Here is a 19,360-nt window from a genome sequence, read left to right as displayed (position 1 = left end):
CTCCACTATCTTTTTGAACGTTCTCCCGAACATCTACTGTTTTGAGTCCTTGACTACTTGTAGAACTTTGTACATTTTCTCGGACATCTACTGTTTTTGGTTGACCTGCACTGCTGACTTGCACATTCTCTCGGACGTCCACTGATTTAAACCCTTGACTACTTGTAGAATTTTGTAGATTTTCTTTGACCAATTTTTCTAATCCGGTATTTGAATTTTTAGCTTCTTGGATTCTTTCTTTGATCAATGCTTCTTTTTCGTCCATATTAGCGCCTGTACGTCCTTCTACACGTTTCCTTAACATTTCCTCACGATTCATTGCTTCAGGCGTGTATTTCGCTTCTTGGCGCTTCTGATTAATTAATTCTTCAGCAGACTTAGCTTGACCGTGCATAGCATTTTTTCGTTCTTCAATATCTTGTTGAACTTTTTGCTGAATTGTACTTGCAGGATTATTATTCGATTCAGCATTATTTTTCATTGCTTCACGCATACATTCAGAACTAGACATAATTCTATCGGTATTTTCAACCTTAGCACCATCTTTTCTATCCGAAAGACGTATTGGCATGGAATCAGCATATTTTCCAGTTTCATCTTCTTTTTTTTTAGCTAACAGAGGTTTGCTATTTTTATTAATAGCGGTCACAGTACCATCATCTAAACCTTCTTTGAACTTACTCTTGGTATCTTTAGCCATATCACGCATACTCTTAAATGGTTTTGTTGCTCTTTCACTAGCCATTGTAGCTCCATCTGAAGCTAAACCTGATAATCCACGTTCATGGGCATATCCCAAAACTCTTCCAGTTTTGCCAGCTTTTTTTGATAGAGTTTCGCCGAAATTCTTTTCTGGTTTTCGATTTTCTCCTTCTCCGCTGTCTGATCCATTTCCGTTTCCACTTCCTTTGGCACGATTAAATCCATTTGATCCTTTTCTAAATAGCATAGCGCCCATGCCGAATGCTGAAGCAAGCTGGCCATAGCCTTCTTTTAAACCAATATCCACGCCAAAGTAACGCATGACTGTTCCACTACCCTTTATTAGAACGAACACGGCACAGATATAAGCAATTGTTTTTATAAAAATATTTGTTGCGATACCTTCGCCAGCGTTTAGATAATTTATGAACATTGCAAACATAGACAATCCGAATCCTTGAAATCCGACTGTCAAATAACACTGTAAAATATCTGACAAAACTTGTTTTGATCGTTGACCTGTCTCTAAGTCAGTAGCAAAAACAATAACACCTAACACACGTTTAAATGCTAGCTCGAGTATTGCTGTAATTATAATGAAAGCACTAAAAACATACGCTACCGCTAAAGCAATCAATCCAACTGAAATTCCCCACAGATTCGCTTGATAGCGATAATATCCTGATTTGATACCATCAACAAAGGTTGACAAAAAATTATCTGAAAATTTAGTAGCAACAAATTCATTATCAGAATTTTCAACTAATTCATAACGCAGGTTATCAGCTGTTGGGTTCTCTTTTTCCATTTTATCAATTACATTATCTGTCAATACTTGCGTAAGATCCGTTTTCCAAAAATTTTCTTTTGTTAGATTATTCCGGTCATTCGTTTTGTTAATCATTGAATACTGATCTGTTTTATTGATATAAGCTAAATCAGTGACCCCTTGTTCAATCAGCGACCACGCCACGCCTTCGTCCGAATTTGTAATCGTAGTCGTATCATTATAAAATGTTTTAGAAAACTCTATTCCGCTGTGAATCAAAGTTGGCATTAAAAGAATCAATGAAATTGACATTACAACATTCATTCCAACAGATTTTAGATCAACTGTTCCTTTACCTGTAATCATTTTATAACCAATAATCACTAGTGAAAGTATCATTAAGCCAACAACAATGGTACTTAAAACTGACTGATAGACTTTGTTCAATCCGGTACTTTCTACAAAGCTAAACAAATCTAAAACCTCGGGAATCATATTTTGAATGCCGTCGACAACAGCGAACATTGATTTTATAACTGACCAGCCTATCCACATACCGAACTGGCTGTAAAAATTTCCGTTGTATTTTTTCAAATAATTCTGGTAAAGCGGATTAGTTAAAAACTCAGTTTGACTCTCAGTATCATCAAACCAATTGAAAATACTGCCTTCTGCAACGTTACTCGTAAAAATAATCATAGCTATGAGAACAAGAAAACTAATCGACAACCAATTAATTTTTCTCTTAATTACTTTCATTGTTACCTCCCTCAGCCCATTTTCTGAGACTCTCAGAGAGTTTCTGAGCTATTTTTCTGTCAATTATGATATGAGTTACACATATGTCATTTTCAGATCTTAAATCGAGAACCACTGTGTTGAAGCAGATACTCTCGATTAGTTCGAGAGTATCAGTGTTTTAATCAAGACACCATATTTGATCTATTAGACGATTTTTAATCATGTTTTTTCTCCTTCTAACCAATTATGCATAGGGATTTTAGGTAACTCTTTAATTTCGAATGCATAATTGAATTGATCTGTAGTCTCTATATTTTCTAAAAGCTGATTTTTATATCTAATTTGAAGTCCATTTAGAAAAAATTTTGCGTAATCGAATAGTCCTTCATCTGTTTTTGCTTGAAAAACGCATGCTTTATGTTGTGTTATAATGCATTGCGCGTTAAGATACTGGGTATTTTCATATAAAAATTCAATGATTTTTCTGATATCTTTTATATCTACATTAGCGTTTTTCAAATATTGATACACTTGCAATAATTTTCGACCATTTTCATTATTTTTTTCATAAAGAACAATTATCGTATCGTAAATATCTTTAAATATGTCATCTTCCTCTTTCTTAAAATTGTTCTTCTTTAATTTGTTACTTCTTAGTTGCTGATTTCCCGCAAACGGTTTATCCGTAACCGGAAAACCCGTTTGCGGTGTTTCAAACAATACCCATTCGACAGTATCAAAGCGCCCATCACTATTTCGTTTCTGCTCTTTGATCAAATATCCATATTTTATCAACTCTTTAATTCCCGTGTTTACTGATTCTCTTCCATCTTTTTCACTATCATTAGTAAGCTTTTTAGTATAAAAAATCCAATCCTCTGAAAAAGAAAGCATATAAGCTAGCAAACCTCTTGCTTTGTATGAAAGTTTACTATCACGAAGAACTTCATTTGATAGAATAGTAAAATGGCTATCTATCTTTCCTCTTCGTATTTTTGTCATATAATCACCTAATTCATTTTTATGTTAAAATGAACTCATATAAAGTTTTCTCAGAACTTTATTGTCGAGTGTTCCCCTTTGTCTGCAAAACTATCGGGAGCACTCTTTTTTCATTTTTTTCAAAACTTGTTTAACAGCTTGTTCTGCATAGTCACGTCGCATTAAATCGAATTGAAGATAAATCTCGATTTCTTTAAAAAACAACTCTGATACTTCATCATCTTTCAATATCTACCCCTCTTTTCATTCGAGCAAACATAAACTCATTAACTGCCTTTTTCGAATAAAATTTTCTTGCCCCTAATTCAACAACAGGTAATCCCTCATTTCTCACAGCATTTTTTAAAAAGTTTTCGCTCACATTTAAGTATTCTGCCATTTCCTTTTGATTTAGATATTCTCTTGTCATACCCGCATTTTCTTGAGCCTTCTCAATCGCTTTTGTAGCAATGTGATAAAACTGTTTTAGGAACATTTCCTCTTGCTCCTCTGAGATCATTAATTTTATTGCTTCCATTGAACTCTCTCCTTTTAATTAATTATTCTATAACTTCTCTACCCGTACAAATACCGTACAACAACAGTCTATCATAGAGTCTTTTTTTGTCAATACAAAAACCGTACAAAACTAAATATAATATGATATACTATGACTTAAGAGACGAGGTGAAATAAAATGAAACCAGATGCAATTAAAGTTGGCTCAAGAATTAATTTCATCAGAAAAAAATTAGGACTTACTATGCAGGAATTTGGGCACAAGGTTTCTAATTCTCCTAGAAGCACTGTGTCAACATGGGAACATGGTGGTAACCTTCCTTCAAAAGAAAAGATGAGCCAGATAGCGAAGTTAGGGCAAGTGAATGAAGATTGGATAAAATGGGGAGATTTTGAGGAGTATATAAATGAATATATTTCTTTTCTTGGTTATTCCAATTACATTAGTAATAGGCAATATATCGCTGATATTATTTCAAAAGACATTCAAAAAAGTCACTCTATAGATTTTACCCAATATTCTTTAGATGAGGATTACTCAAAATTTAACAGATCAATTGAAATGAAATTCAAAAAATTATATTTGGAGGAGTTATTAAAAATATTACGTACTATTTTTGATAATTTAATACATGATAATTATTCAGGAGAGCTATCGGATGTACAAAGAAAAAAAATATTTAATAATTTCTATGATGATGTTTTAACAAATAAAATTGATATAGATGATATAAACAAGGTCAAAAAAATATGTTTAAACCACTTACGTATTTCTGATACTTCAGTTACAAAAAAAAAGTATTCATCTGTCGAGGATTTCTTTTATAAAATTACTAAAAACCAATTTGAAACAGAAAAATTTATTTCAGATCTTAGTAAAAAATACAATTTCCCATATGAGAAAAATAGTATAATCGCAAAATTTTTAACTGATAATCACGATAAATTTAAAAACAATTGATTCTTCAAATAACTTCTCTACCTGCAATCATGAAGTAAGGAGAGAATCAAATGGCAACATTTTTTAGTTATAAATTACAAAATGGCGAAAAATATTGGGGATTTGAAACTTATTTAGGGAAAGATCCCAAGACTGGAAAAGATATACGTACAAAGCGTAGAAGATTCAAGTCAAAAGCTGAGGCGCAAACAGCACTTAATAGACTACTTGTAGACTTTAAAGAAAAACAAGAGTTTAAAATCAATGTTACAACTTTTCAAGAGTTGTATGAATTATGGATTGATAACTACAGAACAAGAGTAAAACCGTCTTCCGTTGCCGTTGCTCAACGTTTTTGCAAGAACCATATATTACCTGCTTTTGGGGAATTACGATTGGATAAAATAAGTGTTAGTTATTGTCAAAAACAGGTGAATGAATGGCACAAAACATTAAAACAATATGGTTTCTTGAGAAAAACAACTGCTCAAATATTTAAATTTGGGGTAGCAATGGAAGTCTGTAAGGATAATCCTATGTCTAAAACATTGCTTCCCAGAAAAATTGAAGACGAACAACCCTTGAAGTTTTACACGAAAGATCAATTACAACTATTTTTACAGAATACTAAAGAAAATAATTCAGTTAAACTGTACACTTTTTTCCGTTTATTAGCTTATACAGGAATGCGTAAAAGTGAAGCATTGGCGCTACAATGGGAAGATATAGACTATTTCAATAAAACAGTGACAATTGGTAAAACTATCGCTCAAGACGAGTTTAATCATGTAGTGCTACAAGTACCTAAAACTAAAAATTCATCAAGAACGATTCAGCTAGATGATTTTACACTTAAACAACTGCGTATTTGGCAACAAGAACAAATGAAAATAATGATCTTATATGGCTATAACACGAATTCGCCAAAACAGTTTCTTTTCACTACAAACACAAACAAGTTGTACTACCCCCAAGTAGTAAACGATTGGTTAGACTGGATTTACAAAAAGACACCGATGGAGCCTCAAATTACTCCACATGGATTTAGGCATACCCACTGTAGCTTATTGTTTGAAAGTGGTGCGTCGATAAAAGAAGTACAAGAACGATTAGGTCACAAAGATATTAAAACTACCATGAATATCTATGCTCATGTCACACCACAATCTGTTAAGAAAACTGGTGACCGATTTGCAAAATTTATGGGCGAATAATTCCAAACGTAGCCAAAAACGTAGCCAACCATTAAAATACAAATAAAAAAATGCTCGAAAAGCTTTAACATCAACGTTTCGAGCAATGAAATAGTTGTTAACCCACACTACCTTCCATCTCATAACTAATCAACCGGTTCAATTCGACTGCGTATTCCATCGGTAATTCTTTGGTGAATGGTTCGACGAATCCCATGACGATCATTTCGGTTGCTTCGCTTTCGGAGAGGCCGCGGCTCATTAGGTAGTATAGTTGTTCTTCTGAGATTTTGGAGACTTTGGCTTCGTGTTCTAGGGACACCTGGCTGTTGTGGATCTCATTGAATGGGATGGTATCGGATTTCGATAGGTCATCCATGATGATAGTGTCACACTCGATATGGGAGATAGAGCCTGCGCTCTTCTTGCCGAAGGTGACTTGTCCACGATAGTTTACTGCACCGCCGTCTTTAGAAATTGATTTTGAGACGATGGAGCTGGAGGTATTTGGTGCGTTATGGATCATTTTTGCACCAGTATCTTGGATTTGGTTGGCACCTGCAAAGGCAATGGAAAGCATCGTGCCCCGTGCGCCTTTGCCATCAAGATACACACTTGGGTATTTCATGGTTGTTTTGGCACCTAGGTTGCCATCGATCCATTCAACGGTAGCACCTTCTAAGGCTTTGGCCCGTTTGGTTACTAGGTTGTAGACGTTGTCTGACCAGTTTTGAATGGTGGTGTAGCGGCAGTAAGCGTCTTTTAGGGTAAAAATTTCAACGATGGCTGCGTGCAAACTATTGCTTGAATAGGTTGGGGCGGTACAGCCTTCGACGTAATGAACGCTGGCGCCTTCGTCAACGATGATCAATGTGCGTTCGAACTGACCGGTATTTTCGGCATTGATCCGGAAATAGGTTTGTAATGGCACATCGACACGAACGCCTTTTGGTACATAGATAAAGGTACCACCTGACCAAACGGCTGAGTTTAAAGCAGCAAGCTTGTTATCGGTTGGTGGGACTAATTTTGAAAAGTATTGTTTGAACAGCTCAGGGTATTCCTTCAAGGCTGAATCGGTATCGGTAAAGACGATGCCAAGTTTTTCAAACTCTTCTTTCATGTTGTGATAAACGACTTCTGATTCGTATTGAGCAGAAGCGCCAGCCAGGTATGCCCGCTCGGCTTCTGGAATACCAATGCGTTCAAAGGTCTCTTTGATTTTTTCTGGTACGTCATCCCAATCACGGGCAGGACGATCACTTGGTTTTTGGTAATATTTGATGGCATCAAAATCGATGTCAGACAGGTCTGGGCCCCAGTTTTGCATGGGCATCTTGTTGAAGGCTTCAAGAGACTTCAAGCGGAACTCAAGCATCCATTCTGGCTCTTGCTTGACCCGTGAGATTTCACGGACGATGTCTTCGGTCAATCCTTCGCCGGTACTAAAAACAGGCTGCACGTCATCGTGGAAGCCAAATTTATATTCTTCTAATTCGGGTACACCCATGGTTCTCACTCCTTTTGTAGTGCGGTTGTCTATTCGCTGGTTTCTTCAGTGTCAGATTCATTGGCGTGGCTGTGACTGACAGATGCTTGTGCACTGTCGGCAGCAATGGCTTTTTCTAAAGCTTTCCAAGCTAAGGTCGCACACTTGATGCGTGCAGGAAACTTCGCCACACCTCCAAGCATGGAAGCATCGCCTAAGCGATCACTTTGGGGAATGTCGTTTCCTTGAACGAGCTCAGAAAACAAGCCTGATAGCTCACCAGCTTCTGCTAGTGTCTTACCGATAATCGCATCCCCCATCATGGATGCACTGGCGGTACTGATGGAACAGCCTTCGCCAGTAAACGCGATGTCTTTGATGGTGTCTCCTTCGACAGCGAGCTCCAAGTGGATCACGTCGCCACAGGTAGGGTTATTCAATTCGACTTTGTACGTTGAATCATCCAAGGTGCCTCGATGATGTGGGTAGCTGGAATGATCCAGAATGACTTGTCGATACAAATTATCTAATTTCGTTAGTGCCATGTTGGAAAAACTCCTTCGTCAGCTTGATGGCGTCAACCAGTCGATCGGCGTCCTCTCTTGTATTATACAGGTAAAAGCTGGCCCGTGCAGTCGCTGGGACTTGCAAATAGCTCAAGAGGGGTTGGGCACAATGATGACCTGCCCGTACGGCGATGCCTTCCATGTCTAAAGCGGTGGCAACATCATGAGGATGGATGCCTGCTAGATTAAAGGCGATCACTCCCGTGCGTTTTGCTGCTTCTTGGGGGCCATAGATGGTCAAGCCTTCAATGGCTTGCAGTTTTGGCAAAACGTAAGCAGCTAAGTCTGCTTCATGGGCGTGGATGTTTTCTAAGCCGATTTCTGTTAAGTAATCCACCGCTGCACCTAAACCGATCGCACCGGCAATATTTGGTGTACCAGCTTCAAATTTCCACGGCAGTTCTTTCCACGTGCTTTCTTGCAGATGGACAAAATCGATCATTTCCCCGCCAAATTCGACGGGCTCCATCTGATCCAGCCATTGCCGCTTGCCGTATAAGACACCGATGCCAGTTGGTCCGCACATTTTATGGCCAGAAAAGGCATAGAAATCACAATCCAGTGCTTGGACATCAACTGTCATATGTGGAACAGCCTGAGCACCATCCACTACCATGACGGCTTGGTGCTGATGCGCCAATTTGGTTAGCTCCGCAATCGGATTGATCACGCCTAAAACATTGGAAACATGAGCGATCGAAACGATAGCGGTTTTTTCTGTGATCTGTTTCTTGGCATCTTCCATGTCCAAAGTGCCTTCTGGCGTCAGCTGGATATATTTCAAGGTAGCTTTTTTTCGGGCTGCTAATTGTTGCCAAGGGATGATATTGGAATGATGTTCCATATAGGAAATCACGATTTCATCGCCTTCATTGACAAAACGGTCGCCGTAGCTGCGGGAGACCCAATTTAAACCAGTGGTCGTCCCTCGAGTAAACAGCACTTCCGCCGTTTCATTCGCATGGATAAAGCGGCGCACTTTTTCCCGTGCGCCTTCATAGGAATGGGTCGCCCGTTCTGCGAGGGTATGAACCCCACGATGAACGTTGGCATTGTCTTGATGGTAATAATCGGTGATCGCCTGCAGCACCGCCTCTGGCTTTTGCGTAGTGGCAGCATTGTCGAGGTAGATCAATGGTTCGTCATTTACGAGCTGATCCAAGATGGGAAACGCTTGTTTCACTTTTTGGGCATCGATCATGCGAGTAACTTCCCTTCGATAACGGCAACCAATTCTTGTTGCACTTCTTTGACTGGGATCGCGGTCAAGACGGAGCCTAAGAAACCACGAATCACCAAACGTTCCGCTTCTGCTTTGCGCAGCCCACGACTCATCAAGTAGTACATTTCTTCTGGATCGACCCGTCCCACACTGGCTGCGTGTCCGGCGGTTACTTCGTGCTCATCGATCAAAAGGATTGGGTTGGCATCGCCCCGGGCTTGATCAGAAAGCATCAAGACACGGCTTTCTTGTTGCGCGTCCGCCCCTTTGGCTCCTTTTAAAATGTGTCCGATACCGTTAAAGGTTAAGACGCCGCGTTCTCTAATGACGCCGTGTTGCAGGATATGGCCAATGGAATGCGGTGCTTTGTTGGTGACGCGAGTATCGATCCCTTGTGTTTGACGCCCAGCACTGATTGCGACCGCTTTGACTTCCGAATGCGCGCCTTCGCCTACAAGATCAGAATCAAAGTCCGCCACGACGTCGCCGTCATTCATGACTCCGATCGCCCAATCTACCATCGCATCTCGTAATACATAGCCGCGACGATTCATGTACGTAGTGATGTTGACACCTAACTGATCAATCGCAGAGAATTTGACCTTCGCACCTGCTTTGGCGATCACTTCCACTACGATATTGCCAGACAGTTTTTTCGCTTGGTCGCCTTTGGTTTGGAAACGTTCCAAGTAGCTGAACTCACTGTGCTCATCAGCAACGATCAAAATGTGTTTGAAGAAATGCGCTTGACTATTGCCATTGTGATAGAAAATCGCTTCAAGGGGTTCTTCGATCACCACGTTTTTTGGTACATACAAGAACATGCCGCTATTCATAAACGCCGCATGTGCTGCGGTCATTTTGTCTTCATCCATTGGTACTGCTTTGGTCATGTAGTATTGATTGACCAACTCTGGTACTTCTTTCATTGCTGTAAACAAGTCGGTGAAGATCACGCCTTTGTCAATCAGCTCTTGCGGTAATTGCTCAAAGATGGTGGTGTCATCAAACTGAACGAGGGTCGGATGGTTATCCATCGCGTCAAAGGCGGGAACTGCGCCTGCCACTTCTTCTTCTGGCAAAGCGTACTCACCAGCAAGTGCTTGTTCGTCGATATTGAACAATGGCCAACGCTCGTAACGCACCCGCTCGATTTTTGGAAACGCAAGTTCATCCACTTTCGCAAGGGCTGCTTGGCGTAATTCCAACATCCATTCAGGCTCTTCTTTTAACGCTGAAAAAACGTTGACTTGTTCAAGATAATCCTGTAATTTTGCCATTTACCTTGCCTCCTTACGCTTCTTCTTCTTTGTAGTCGATTCCTAACTCTTTACTGATCCCAGCATAGCCTTCTGCTTCTAGGCGTTTGGCTAAATCTGCCGAACCGGTCATCACGACACGGCCTTCCATCATGATATGAACCACGTCTGGTGTGATGTAGTTTAACAGACGTTGGTAATGGGTGATGATCAAAGCGCCAAAGCCTTCGCCGCGCATTTCATTGACGCCTTTTGCTACGACTTTCAAGGCATCAATATCTAGACCAGAGTCGATCTCATCCAAAATCGCAAAGGTTGGCTCTAGCATCAACAATTGTAAGATTTCATTTCGTTTCTTTTCTCCACCAGAGAAGCCTTCATTCAAATAGCGTTCCGCCATTTCTTCTGGCATATTCAATAAATCCATTTTTTCATCTAATTTTTTCAAGAAATCCATGACAGAGATTTTGTCATCTTCGTCACGTTTGGCATTGATCGCTGCTCGCATAAATTCCGCATTGGTGATGCCTGGAATTTCACTTGGGTATTGCATCGCCAAGAACAGACCTAAACGAGCCCGCTCATCCACTTCCATTTCCAAGACATTTTCGCCGTCGAACAAAATTTCCCCTTCTGTCACTTCATAATTCGGGTTGCCCATGATGGCAGCGGACAAGGTTGATTTCCCTGTACCGTTTGGTCCCATGATGGCATGGATTTCTCCAGTTTTTAACACTAAGTCAACGCCTTTTAAGATCTTTTTATCTTCGATTTGGACGTGTAGATTTTTGATTTCTAAAACTGACATTTCTTTCCCTCCAGTATCTTTTCTTTCTCACTATTTTAGACTAATTGAGAATGAACTTCAAACGCTATTCCCGACTTTTTTAAAATATTTCTAATCTGTACATTGGAATTATTATAAAGTATTACATAGAGATAGTACATGGTTATTGTCTGTAATGCTAGAAATTTTTTTTGATTTGTTGTAAAAAAGAAAAAGGAATACGACATTGGCTGCCGCATCCCCTACCTTCACTTCTGCTGTGCCCATTCTTCTCGCAAGATGCCATACTTGATGGAATCATAATAGGTGCCTTCCCAGAAACGGACTTTGCGGATCTGGGCTTCTTTGGTCATCCTTAGCTTTTCTCCTAGTTTCATCATGCGGTGATTGCCCGACCACGTGGTATAACCGACACGCTGGATATGAGGATGTGATTCAAACAACTCATTGATCCACTGGCGAATTGCTTGGCTGCCAATCCCTTGATTCCAAAGGGAAGCATCATAGATGGCTATCCCGAATTCCAACCACTGCTGCAAGGTATTGTCTTCCCAGTAAGCGGTCGCGATCCCCACGATTCTTCCTTGATAGCTGATCGCTTTACGTAACGGGTTGTCGATGCAGCTAGCACCAAACCCCGTTCGAAATTCTTCCCACGTCAACACGGGGTCTTGGAAATACGGTCCGTCCCATTTTTTCCATTCTAAGTCCGCCTTAGGCCCATAGCTGATCGACCAAAGTTCAGCAATCATTTCTTCCGTAATCGGTTGAAGTGTGACTGTTTCTGCCATCTTCAAGCCCCCCTTTCTCCTAAAAAAGTCGTCTCCTTAAACGGTTCTTCACGCGTTGTGAAGAACCGTTTGAGATACAAGTACACGTATTGCGATTGTCGATCAGTGCTTATTTCCCAAAAAGCTTTTGGAGAAACCCTTTTTTCTCAGGGACTTCCTTTGTTTCAGTCACCTGAAGCGGTCCAGTTTCCTTCACAACTTGCTGAAAGCCACGATTGTCTTGCAGCAACAGACCGTTTAGTTCCAGGATCCCAGACAGACTGCCAATCATCCGCCGCACTTCTCCCGCACTTTTGCCAAAAAAGCGCTGGTCGTCGTTTGCTTCGGCTTCTTCCAAAATAACCAACAGCTGCTGGATGCTTTGATTTTGTTCACCTAAGACGTACGACAACTGGTCAACTTCCACTGTTGTAGTGGCCGCTGACGGTACTAAATCCGTTACGAGCTTTAAGCTATCTAAATAATCCTTTAAGTCAAAAATGAACGTTTGTGCCGCTTCATTATTCATTAATTGGCTTTGACTCAATTTTCTTTGTAGCGCTTCCATTTCGCTTGAACGTTTAGAAAGTTCGCTTACGATCGTTTCTGTATCCATACGCCACCTCCTAATGACATTGTCCCGTTTTCTCTTTCATCCGTCAAGAATTCGTCGGACTTTTTTCTGCGTTTTTACCGATCAGACCTGCCTATTGCTCCTGTTGGTACTTTGTCGGTGCGCAGCCATAGCGCTTCGCAAAGAGCCGATTAAAATGGTTGATGTTTTGGAACCCAGATTGAAACGCCGCCTCTCGAATCGTTAGTGTTTCGTTGCTGCGTAAATAAAAAAACTTTTGAAACCGAGCTTGCAATAAATCTTCTTTGGGCGTGGTATGAAAAAATTGTTGATAGAGCTTATAGAATTGGCTTTTACCGATGGAAAGCTCTCGGCTAAACTGGTAAAAATCCCATTGCTGTTCGCAATTGACTAACATTTTCAACCGCATCGCTTGAAACAGTTGATAGTGTTCGTTTTGTGGTTGCGGGATGCTTTCTTCAAAATTGCGTTCAAGTAAGACCAATAGATTTGTCATATACGCCGCGATCAATTCTTCCGTGTGCCGTTGTGGCAGCAAGGATTCATGATTGATCTTTTGGATCAATTTGTTGATTTGTTGAATATTTTTCGGCTGGAACAGTTGGTTACAAGGGATCGCATAGGTTTCTTCGATCACTTGATCCGTTTGAAACTCAACAAAGCTATTAAAAAAATCTTCTTTGCCACGATAATCTTGATAGACGGTTGGAGGAAAAAGAATGCAGCTACCTTTTTCACTAGTTTCTTGATGATCATCTTCAAAAGTGAAAACCATTGGAGACAACGTCAACACGAAAAGATAATGCTTTAAGCCAGAGGGGCGATAAATATGATCGGAAACAGCATTGTGCATTTGAAATCCTGAATAGGTTACGTTCAACTTCTCACTCCTTCCTACTTGCCTTTAGTATAAAGAAAACGGACAAAACGTCAATAGAATAAGACAGAATGTAGTGTTTATTTTCATAGACTATCGCTACAATGAAAGAAAAGAAAGGGGTTGCAAAATTGAAGAAAACTACGATGTATTTAGACAAACACTTTATTTTGGCACCAGTCGACGAACGGATCTACGGCTCTTTTGTGGAGCACTTAGGGCGCTGTGTGTACGAAGGGATTTATCAACCAGAAAGTCCTTTTGCCGATGAGCAAGGCTTTCGTCAAGATGTCGCTGCCTTGATCAAGCAGTTGAATGTGCCGATCGTCCGTTACCCAGGAGGCAATTTCGTCTCTGGGTATAAATGGGAAGATAGCGTCGGCCCTAAAGAGCAACGGCCAGCAAAAATCGATTTGGCCTGGCGGGTAATCGAAAGCAATCAGTTCGGCTTAAACGAATTTATGGATTGGACCAAGCAAGTCAATACGGCACCGATGATGGCGATCAATCTTGGGACACGAGGAATCGAAGCAGCAAAAAACTTGATCGAATATACCAATTTAAAAGGCGGCAGCTATTATAGTGACCTCCGTCGTGCCCATGGGGTGGCCGATCCTCATGACATCAAACTTTGGTGTCTAGGCAATGAAATGGACGGTCCTTGGCAAGAAGGACATAAGACAGCCGATGAATATGGCCGTCTCGCAGAAGAAGCTGGCAAAGCGATGCGTCTGGTGGACCCAACGATCGAAACCGTCGCTTGTGGTAGTTCTTCTCTCACGATGCCGACCTTTGGCATGTGGGAAGATACAGTATTAAGTCATTGTTACGATCAAGTCGACTACATTTCCATGCACCAATATTATGGCAACCGTAACGGCGATAGCCAAGATTATCTAGCAAGCAATGTCGCAATGGATCAGTTCATCAGTCAAGTCACAGCAATCTGTGATGCAGTGAAAGCCAAACGCCGAAGCAAGAAGACGATCAATATTTCCTTCGACGAATGGAACGTCTGGTATCACTCAAATGAACAGGATCAAAAAATTGAACCTTGGAGTCAACACCCACCACAATTAGAAGACGTCTATCACTTTGAAGATGCGTTACTCGTCGCAAGCATGATGATCACGATGCTTCATCACGCAGATCGCGTTAAAATCGCCTGCATGGCACAGCTGGTCAACGTGATCGCACCGATCATGACTTCCGACACTGCCGCTTGGAAACAAACGATTTTTTATCCCTATGAAATGATCAGCAACTATGGTCGCGGTCACGTGTTGCATAGCATCCTTCGAGGAGCTGATTTCGATAGCAGCCACGGAAAAGCTTCTTATGTGGATGCCATTGCGATCGAAAACGAAGATGACTATTTGACCTTTTTCTTAGTAAATAAGGATTTGCAGGATGCCAATGAATTCACTTGCGACTTGCGTCAATATGATTCATTGCAAATCGCTACCCATCAAGTCTTGCACCACCCAGACTTGCATGCCGTCAATACCGAAGCAACCCCGAACAACGTTGTGCCCGTCAATGGAAAAACAGCGGAATTGAATGACGGCATTTTGCGTGTCGTCTTAGAAAAACAAAGCTTCCAGATGCTACGCTTGAAGAAAAACGTCAGCAAGTAACGAGTATATCTGTTTAAGCAAAAAAAGCAGCAGCCTTGGTGACATCCTGAAAAAACGAGACTTTTACGGAGTGGAGAAATCCACTCCTTTTTTATGATCCCCCCTGTTCAATTGCTATTTTTCGCATTCTTAACTGATCTGGGCAAAAAGGCGGCAACTGCCAGCTTGTTTTCCAAAAAAAGAGACGACAAAAGAACACCCTGCGGCAGCTAAGATACCGCAGGGTGTTCTTGATTCATTGTTTAGCCGTTATAGGCATCAACGATGATTTGTTTCAATTCAGAGATTAGTGGTTCTTTTGGATTTGCTGTTGTACATTGGTCTTCATAAGCCAATTCAGCCATGCGATCAACTGTTGTATCTAGTGTTTGTTGAGTGACGCCTTGCGCTTTCAAGCTCATGTCGATACCAACAGATTGTCCTAATTCGTAAACAGCTGTTGCCAATGCTTCAACCAATTCAGCCGTTGTTTTGCCTTTAAGGCCTAAGAATTTCGCAATGTCTGCGTAATCTGTATCGGCACGGAAGAAGTCATATTTAGGGAACATTGCATGTTTTTGTGGGTCTTTGGCATTGTAACGGATGATGTGCGGTAAAAGAATCGCATTTGTACGTCCGTGAGGAATACCATATTCACCACCGATTTTGTGGGCTACTGAGTGACAAATACCTAGGAATGCATTGGCGAAGGCCATACCTGCCATTGTTGAGGCATTATGCATTTTTTCGCGAGATTCCATATCAGGTGTTTTCACTGATTTTTCTAAGTAGTCAAAGACTAACTTGATTGCTTGTAAGCTCAATCCACGAGTGTAATCAGATGCCATTACTGACACATAAGATTCGATCGCATGAGTCAAAACGTCCATTCCAGTGTCTGCTGTAACAGAAGCAGGTACTGACATTACGAATTGAGGGTCAACGATTGCAACATCTGGTGTCAATGCGTAATCAGCTAATGGGTACTTCACGTGTGTTTCACTGTCAGTGATAACCGCAAATGGGGTTACTTCAGAACCAGTCCCAGACGTTGTTGGGATACAAACGAATTGCGTTTTTTCTGGTTTGTCGATCTTGTATGTCCGTTTACGGATATCTAAGAATTTTTGTTTCGCGCCGAAGAATGAAGTATCTGGGTGCTCATAGAACATCCACATGCCTTTGGCAGCATCCATTGCTGATCCACCACCAAGGGCGATCACTGTATCTGGTTTGAAATCAACCATCATTTTTGTTCCAGCGTAAACGGTGTTTGTTGATGGGTTTGGTTCTACGTCAGAGAAGACTTCGATTTTCACGTCATTTTTACGACGAGCAAGTACTTCACGAACCGTATCGCAATAGCCGAATTGAACCATACCAGGGTCACAAACGATCATGACACGTTCAACGTTTTCCATTTTCTCCAAGTACATTAGAGAGTTCTTTTCAAAGAAGATTTTTGGTGGCAATTTAAACCATTGCATATTATTTCTCCGTTTCGCTACAGTTTTCACGTTGATCAAGTTCACAGCAGAAACATTTCGTGATACAGAATTTTTCCCGTATGAACCACAACCAAGTGTCAATGATGGAATCATTTCGTTGTAGATATTTCCGATACCACCTTCTGCAGATGGTGTGTTAACTAAGATACGGCAAGCTTTCATGCGTAGGCCGAATGCTAATTGCAAGTCTTCGTTTTCAGTGTGGATCACCGCTGTATGGCCTAATCCGCCTAAATCAAGCATTGCTTCACATTTTTCGAACGCGTCTTCTGTGTTGTTTGCTTTGATCATTGCTAAAACTGGAGAAAGTTTTTCTCTTGATAGTGGGTAATCAGCACCGACACCGTCAAGTTCAGCGATCAATAATTTTGTTCCTTCTGGTACGTTGATGCCTGCTAATTTCGCAATTTCCATTGCTGAATGTCCAACGATTGCTGGATTTACGGCATATTTTCCTTCGTTCATCACGGCATCTTCAAGTTTTTGTAATTCTTTTGCTTTTACAACATAGACTTGATGTGCTTCAAATTCTGCTTTCACAGAGGCATAGACTTCTTTATCAACGATCACTGCTTGTTCAGAGGCACAGATCATTCCGTTATCAAAAGTTTTTGATACGATCAAGTCATTGACTGCTCGTTTTACTTTCGCTGTTTTTTCGATATATGCAGGTACGTTCCCTGGTCCAACACCTAATGCAGGTTTACCAGTTGAGTATGCTGCTTTGACCATGCCAGCGCCACCAGTTGCTAATACGATCGCAATTCCTGGGTGGTTCATCAATAAGCCAGTCGCTTCGATCGATGGATGTTCGATCCATTGCACACAGTTTTCAGGTGCCCCAGCAGCGATGGCTGCATCACGAACGATACGTGCAGCTTCTGCTGAACATTTTTGTGCAGATGGGTGGAAAGCAAAAACGATCGGGTTACGTGTTTTCAAAGCGATCATTGCTTTAAAGATCGTTGTAGATGTTGGGTTAGTTGTTGGTGTTACCCCACAAACGACACCAACTGGTTCAGCGATTTCGATCAAGCCTTTTTGTTTGTCTTCATTGATCACGCCGACTGTTTTGTCATGTTTGATACTGTTCCAAATATATTCTGAAGCGTACATGTTTTTGATCGCTTTATCTTCATAGATACCACGGCCAGTTTCTTCTACTGCCATTTTAGCTAAAGGCATATGTTTGTCTAATGCTGCCATTGCCATTTCATGAACAATGTGGTCCACTTTTTCTTGATCAAAGCTTTCCATTTCTTTTAACGCCACATTTGCCTTCGTTGCTAAATCGTCGATCATTGCTTGTACGTCGATTGTCACTTCTTTTTCCAATGTCTTAGCCATTGTATGTCCTCCTAGTTTTTAAACATGTTTTGTTTGTTAACTACTTCACATACAGATCATACAACATCTTTTTTCGTTTGTAAATAGTTTTTGTGATTTTTTTCACAGTTATTATGATTTTACTTTTTTAAAACCGTTTTCAAGGGTTTCTAAAGAAAAGAAGTGGACAAAAGTTTCGGTTTTTCTTAAGAAATATATCATGTGCTTGATTGAACAAACGGAAGATTTGCAAAAATATTATATCCTTAATAAATATTATCTCTTCATCTTTTTCCCATTTTCTGTTAAAAGACTAACTCTCTTAAGTAATTATTCATATGACGGCAAATCTAGTACACTCCATTTCTTTAGGCGTTGACTTTTTGCCGTGAATGTATCCTGTTTGAACACCTCACAAGCTTTTAATACAAGCGGTGATGAATTTTCTTCATTTAGCTGTTCGATTGGAAAAAAAGCTGCACCCAATGAATCTTGTCCTGCAAATTGAGAAACGTTTTTCTCAAGGTTGCCAGTGGTTGCTTTAATCTCATAAAAGACACAGATGTGATTATTCATGGACATTCCTTGATAGTGCCAGGGGTACAGAAAATTAATTGTTCCTAATTGATGATAGCTAGTGACGGTCATGCCGGTTTCTTCTTTAAATTCTCGGCACAGCGTGTCTTCCAGCAATTCACCTGCCTCCATGCTGCCGCCTGGCAAATCATAGCGGTTTTGATAAGGTCCCGCCTTCTTTTTGATGACGGCCAAGCAGTTGCCTTGAAACAAAATTCCATATACTCCAAATGCGGTATGGTACAACCGAATCCCTCCTAACTTGTATCTATTCTACGTAAATCAAAACAAATCATCAACAGGCTTAATCGATTTATGTCTTACATCGAACATGCTTGGCTTGATTCATAAAAAAAAAACGACCAGCCATCGCTGATCGTCTTTCTCTTTAAAACAAATCCTCTTGGTCTGCTTCTGTTAGAGGCTTTCCGTGGGCAAGCTGGGAAACAACGTGCGCCATCTTTTTGTAGGAATCATTCAATCCGATTCCGCCTTTTTTCGGCATCTTCAAGATATAGATGTCTTTGGCATAGATTGCCACTGCTGGGTTTTCCTCTGACATCGCTGCAGCCCCTGGAATTCCTTGTGCATTGAATACTTTCGTCAATCCTGCTGCCATTTCGCCAAAATTAGGATAATGCATCGCAGGTCCGCAAAGAACGGCATCGGCGTCAAATTTTTTAGCAAACCCCACAAATTTTTTGTTCACTTCTTCTTGATGCTCGTGATAATATTGGTCACCACAATAAAGCGTTGCAACGATTTGTGCGTCTTGCTCTTGAAAAAGTGGATTCAAGGTTCGACCTGGACCAAGGGCAGCTTTTTTGCCGCTTGGCGGCAACTGAGCATTTTCATCACTTCCCATCCCTGCAGTGACATGATTGAGAATCAAAATTATTTTTTTCATGAGCGGTGCCTCTCTTC

Annotated in this window: 18 protein-coding genes and 1 pseudogene; 3 read left to right on the top strand and 16 right to left on the bottom strand. The window is 40.7% G+C overall.

Annotation, left to right across the window (positions count from 1 at the left end; all coding sequences use genetic code 11):
- The 5 genes and pseudogenes from Q1X33_RS06580 to Q1X33_RS06560 form a co-directional block, all read right to left on the bottom strand.
- The coding region (locus Q1X33_RS06580; protein WP_301996728.1) for a pLS20_p028 family conjugation system transmembrane protein at positions 1–2,245 on the bottom strand (2,245 nt) is incomplete at its 3' end.
- Positions 2,217–2,435: pseudogene (locus Q1X33_RS06575) on the bottom strand (hypothetical protein). The gene Q1X33_RS06580 and the pseudogene Q1X33_RS06575, both read right to left, overlap by 29 nt.
- Complete coding sequence (locus tag Q1X33_RS06570; protein ID WP_005227383.1) at positions 2,432–3,214, bottom strand: hypothetical protein; 783 nt, start codon at positions 3,212–3,214, stop codon at positions 2,432–2,434. Before Q1X33_RS06570 ends, Q1X33_RS06575 begins: the two are co-directional and overlap by 4 nt.
- Positions 3,215–3,304: 90 nt before the next feature.
- Positions 3,305–3,442 carry a hypothetical protein gene (locus Q1X33_RS06565; protein ID WP_159098052.1) on the bottom strand — a complete coding sequence of 46 codons (138 nt, stop codon included), beginning with the start codon at positions 3,440–3,442 and terminating at the stop codon, positions 3,305–3,307.
- Complete coding sequence (locus Q1X33_RS06560) at positions 3,432–3,731, bottom strand: helix-turn-helix domain-containing protein (protein WP_005227381.1); 300 nt, start codon at positions 3,729–3,731, stop codon at positions 3,432–3,434. The genes Q1X33_RS06565 and Q1X33_RS06560 overlap by 11 nt, the downstream gene beginning before the upstream one ends.
- A 159-nt stretch (positions 3,732–3,890) precedes the next feature.
- Here Q1X33_RS06560 and Q1X33_RS06555 point away from each other — a divergent pair, with 159 nt between their 5' ends.
- Both Q1X33_RS06555 and Q1X33_RS06550 read left to right on the top strand, forming a co-directional pair.
- Positions 3,891–4,673 (top strand): helix-turn-helix domain-containing protein, encoded by a 783-nt coding sequence (locus Q1X33_RS06555; RefSeq protein WP_005227379.1) that lies wholly within the window; start codon positions 3,891–3,893, stop codon positions 4,671–4,673.
- A gap of 50 nt (positions 4,674–4,723) precedes the next feature.
- Positions 4,724–5,866 carry a tyrosine-type recombinase/integrase gene (locus Q1X33_RS06550; protein ID WP_005227377.1) on the top strand — a complete coding sequence of 381 codons (1,143 nt, stop codon included), beginning with the start codon at positions 4,724–4,726 and terminating at the stop codon, positions 5,864–5,866.
- Between the two features lie 97 nt (positions 5,867–5,963).
- Here the strand turns inward: Q1X33_RS06550 and sufB are convergent, their stop codons facing one another.
- The 8 genes from sufB to Q1X33_RS06510 form a co-directional block, all read right to left on the bottom strand.
- Complete coding sequence (sufB, locus tag Q1X33_RS06545) at positions 5,964–7,355, bottom strand: Fe-S cluster assembly protein SufB (protein WP_005232103.1); 1,392 nt, start codon at positions 7,353–7,355, stop codon at positions 5,964–5,966.
- Between the two features lie 29 nt (positions 7,356–7,384).
- Positions 7,385–7,879: a Fe-S cluster assembly sulfur transfer protein SufU gene (gene sufU, locus Q1X33_RS06540; RefSeq protein ID WP_005227373.1), complete on the bottom strand. Its 495-nt coding sequence runs from the start codon at positions 7,877–7,879 to the stop codon at positions 7,385–7,387.
- Positions 7,857–9,101, bottom strand: coding sequence for a cysteine desulfurase (locus tag Q1X33_RS06535; RefSeq protein WP_005227371.1), 1,245 nt, complete (start codon positions 9,099–9,101; stop codon positions 7,857–7,859). Before Q1X33_RS06535 ends, sufU begins: the two co-directional genes overlap by 23 nt.
- Entirely contained in the window at positions 9,098–10,402 is a 1,305-nt protein-coding gene (sufD, locus tag Q1X33_RS06530) for a Fe-S cluster assembly protein SufD (protein ID WP_005227369.1), read from the bottom strand. The genes Q1X33_RS06535 and sufD overlap by 4 nt, the downstream gene beginning before the upstream one ends.
- A 13-nt stretch (positions 10,403–10,415) precedes the next feature.
- A complete protein-coding gene (gene sufC, locus Q1X33_RS06525) occupies positions 10,416–11,189 on the bottom strand; it encodes a Fe-S cluster assembly ATPase SufC (RefSeq protein ID WP_005227367.1) in 774 nt (257 codons plus the stop codon).
- Between the two features lie 227 nt (positions 11,190–11,416).
- Positions 11,417–11,959, bottom strand: coding sequence for a GNAT family N-acetyltransferase (locus tag Q1X33_RS06520; RefSeq protein WP_005227365.1), 543 nt, complete (start codon positions 11,957–11,959; stop codon positions 11,417–11,419).
- Positions 11,960–12,068: 109 nt separating this feature from the next.
- Positions 12,069–12,554 (bottom strand): hypothetical protein, encoded by a 486-nt coding sequence (locus tag Q1X33_RS06515; protein WP_005227363.1) that lies wholly within the window; start codon positions 12,552–12,554, stop codon positions 12,069–12,071.
- Between the two features lie 91 nt (positions 12,555–12,645).
- Complete coding sequence (locus Q1X33_RS06510) at positions 12,646–13,413, bottom strand: AraC family transcriptional regulator (RefSeq protein WP_005227361.1); 768 nt, start codon at positions 13,411–13,413, stop codon at positions 12,646–12,648.
- A 101-nt stretch (positions 13,414–13,514) separates the two neighbouring features.
- On the opposite strand from Q1X33_RS06510, the gene Q1X33_RS06505 reads away from it, so the two are divergent.
- On the top strand, positions 13,515–15,047 hold the full coding sequence (locus Q1X33_RS06505; protein ID WP_016609643.1) for an alpha-N-arabinofuranosidase: 1,533 nt from the start codon (positions 13,515–13,517) through the stop codon (positions 15,045–15,047).
- Positions 15,048–15,289: 242 nt separating this feature from the next.
- On the opposite strand, the gene adhE is transcribed toward Q1X33_RS06505, so the two are convergent.
- The 3 genes from adhE to Q1X33_RS06490 form a co-directional block, all read right to left on the bottom strand.
- Positions 15,290–17,881, bottom strand: coding sequence for a bifunctional acetaldehyde-CoA/alcohol dehydrogenase (gene adhE / locus Q1X33_RS06500; protein WP_010748754.1), 2,592 nt, complete (start codon positions 17,879–17,881; stop codon positions 15,290–15,292).
- A 309-nt stretch (positions 17,882–18,190) separates the two neighbouring features.
- The gene (locus Q1X33_RS06495; RefSeq protein WP_005227355.1) at positions 18,191–18,682 is read right to left on the bottom strand and encodes an NUDIX hydrolase; all 492 of its coding nucleotides are present in this window, start codon (positions 18,680–18,682) and stop codon (positions 18,191–18,193) included.
- 142 nt (positions 18,683–18,824) lie between these two features.
- Positions 18,825–19,343 (bottom strand): GrdB-related putative oxidoreductase, encoded by a 519-nt coding sequence (locus Q1X33_RS06490; RefSeq protein WP_005232156.1) that lies wholly within the window; start codon positions 19,341–19,343, stop codon positions 18,825–18,827.
- Positions 19,344–19,360 lie beyond the last annotated feature (17 nt).

Source organism: Enterococcus sp. B2E4 (assembly GCF_030499455.1).
Taxonomy (GTDB): Bacteria; Bacillota; Bacilli; order Lactobacillales; family Enterococcaceae; genus Enterococcus_D; species Enterococcus_D casseliflavus.
Note: the sequence above shows the minus strand (reverse complement) of the source record. Positions and strands in the feature narration are given on the sequence as shown.

Coding starts and splice junctions, on each gene's coding strand:
- Q1X33_RS06570 (WP_005227383.1), bottom strand. CDS start 3,214: ATGACAAAAATACGAAGAGGAAAGATAGATAGCCATTTTACTATTCTA.
- Q1X33_RS06560 (WP_005227381.1), bottom strand. CDS start 3,731: ATGGAAGCAATAAAATTAATGATCTCAGAGGAGCAAGAGGAAATGTTC.
- Q1X33_RS06555 (WP_005227379.1), top strand. CDS start 3,891: ATGAAACCAGATGCAATTAAAGTTGGCTCAAGAATTAATTTCATCAGA.
- Q1X33_RS06550 (WP_005227377.1), top strand. CDS start 4,724: ATGGCAACATTTTTTAGTTATAAATTACAAAATGGCGAAAAATATTGG.
- sufB (WP_005232103.1), bottom strand. CDS start 7,355: ATGGGTGTACCCGAATTAGAAGAATATAAATTTGGCTTCCACGATGAC.
- sufU (WP_005227373.1), bottom strand. CDS start 7,879: ATGGCACTAACGAAATTAGATAATTTGTATCGACAAGTCATTCTGGAT.
- Q1X33_RS06535 (WP_005227371.1), bottom strand. CDS start 9,101: ATGATCGATGCCCAAAAAGTGAAACAAGCGTTTCCCATCTTGGATCAG.
- sufD (WP_005227369.1), bottom strand. CDS start 10,402: ATGGCAAAATTACAGGATTATCTTGAACAAGTCAACGTTTTTTCAGCG.
- sufC (WP_005227367.1), bottom strand. CDS start 11,189: ATGTCAGTTTTAGAAATCAAAAATCTACACGTCCAAATCGAAGATAAA.
- Q1X33_RS06520 (WP_005227365.1), bottom strand. CDS start 11,959: ATGGCAGAAACAGTCACACTTCAACCGATTACGGAAGAAATGATTGCT.
- Q1X33_RS06515 (WP_005227363.1), bottom strand. CDS start 12,554: ATGGATACAGAAACGATCGTAAGCGAACTTTCTAAACGTTCAAGCGAA.
- Q1X33_RS06505 (WP_016609643.1), top strand. CDS start 13,515: ATGAAAGAAAAGAAAGGGGTTGCAAAATTGAAGAAAACTACGATGTAT.
- adhE (WP_010748754.1), bottom strand. CDS start 17,881: ATGGCTAAGACATTGGAAAAAGAAGTGACAATCGACGTACAAGCAATG.
- Q1X33_RS06490 (WP_005232156.1), bottom strand. CDS start 19,343: ATGAAAAAAATAATTTTGATTCTCAATCATGTCACTGCAGGGATGGGA.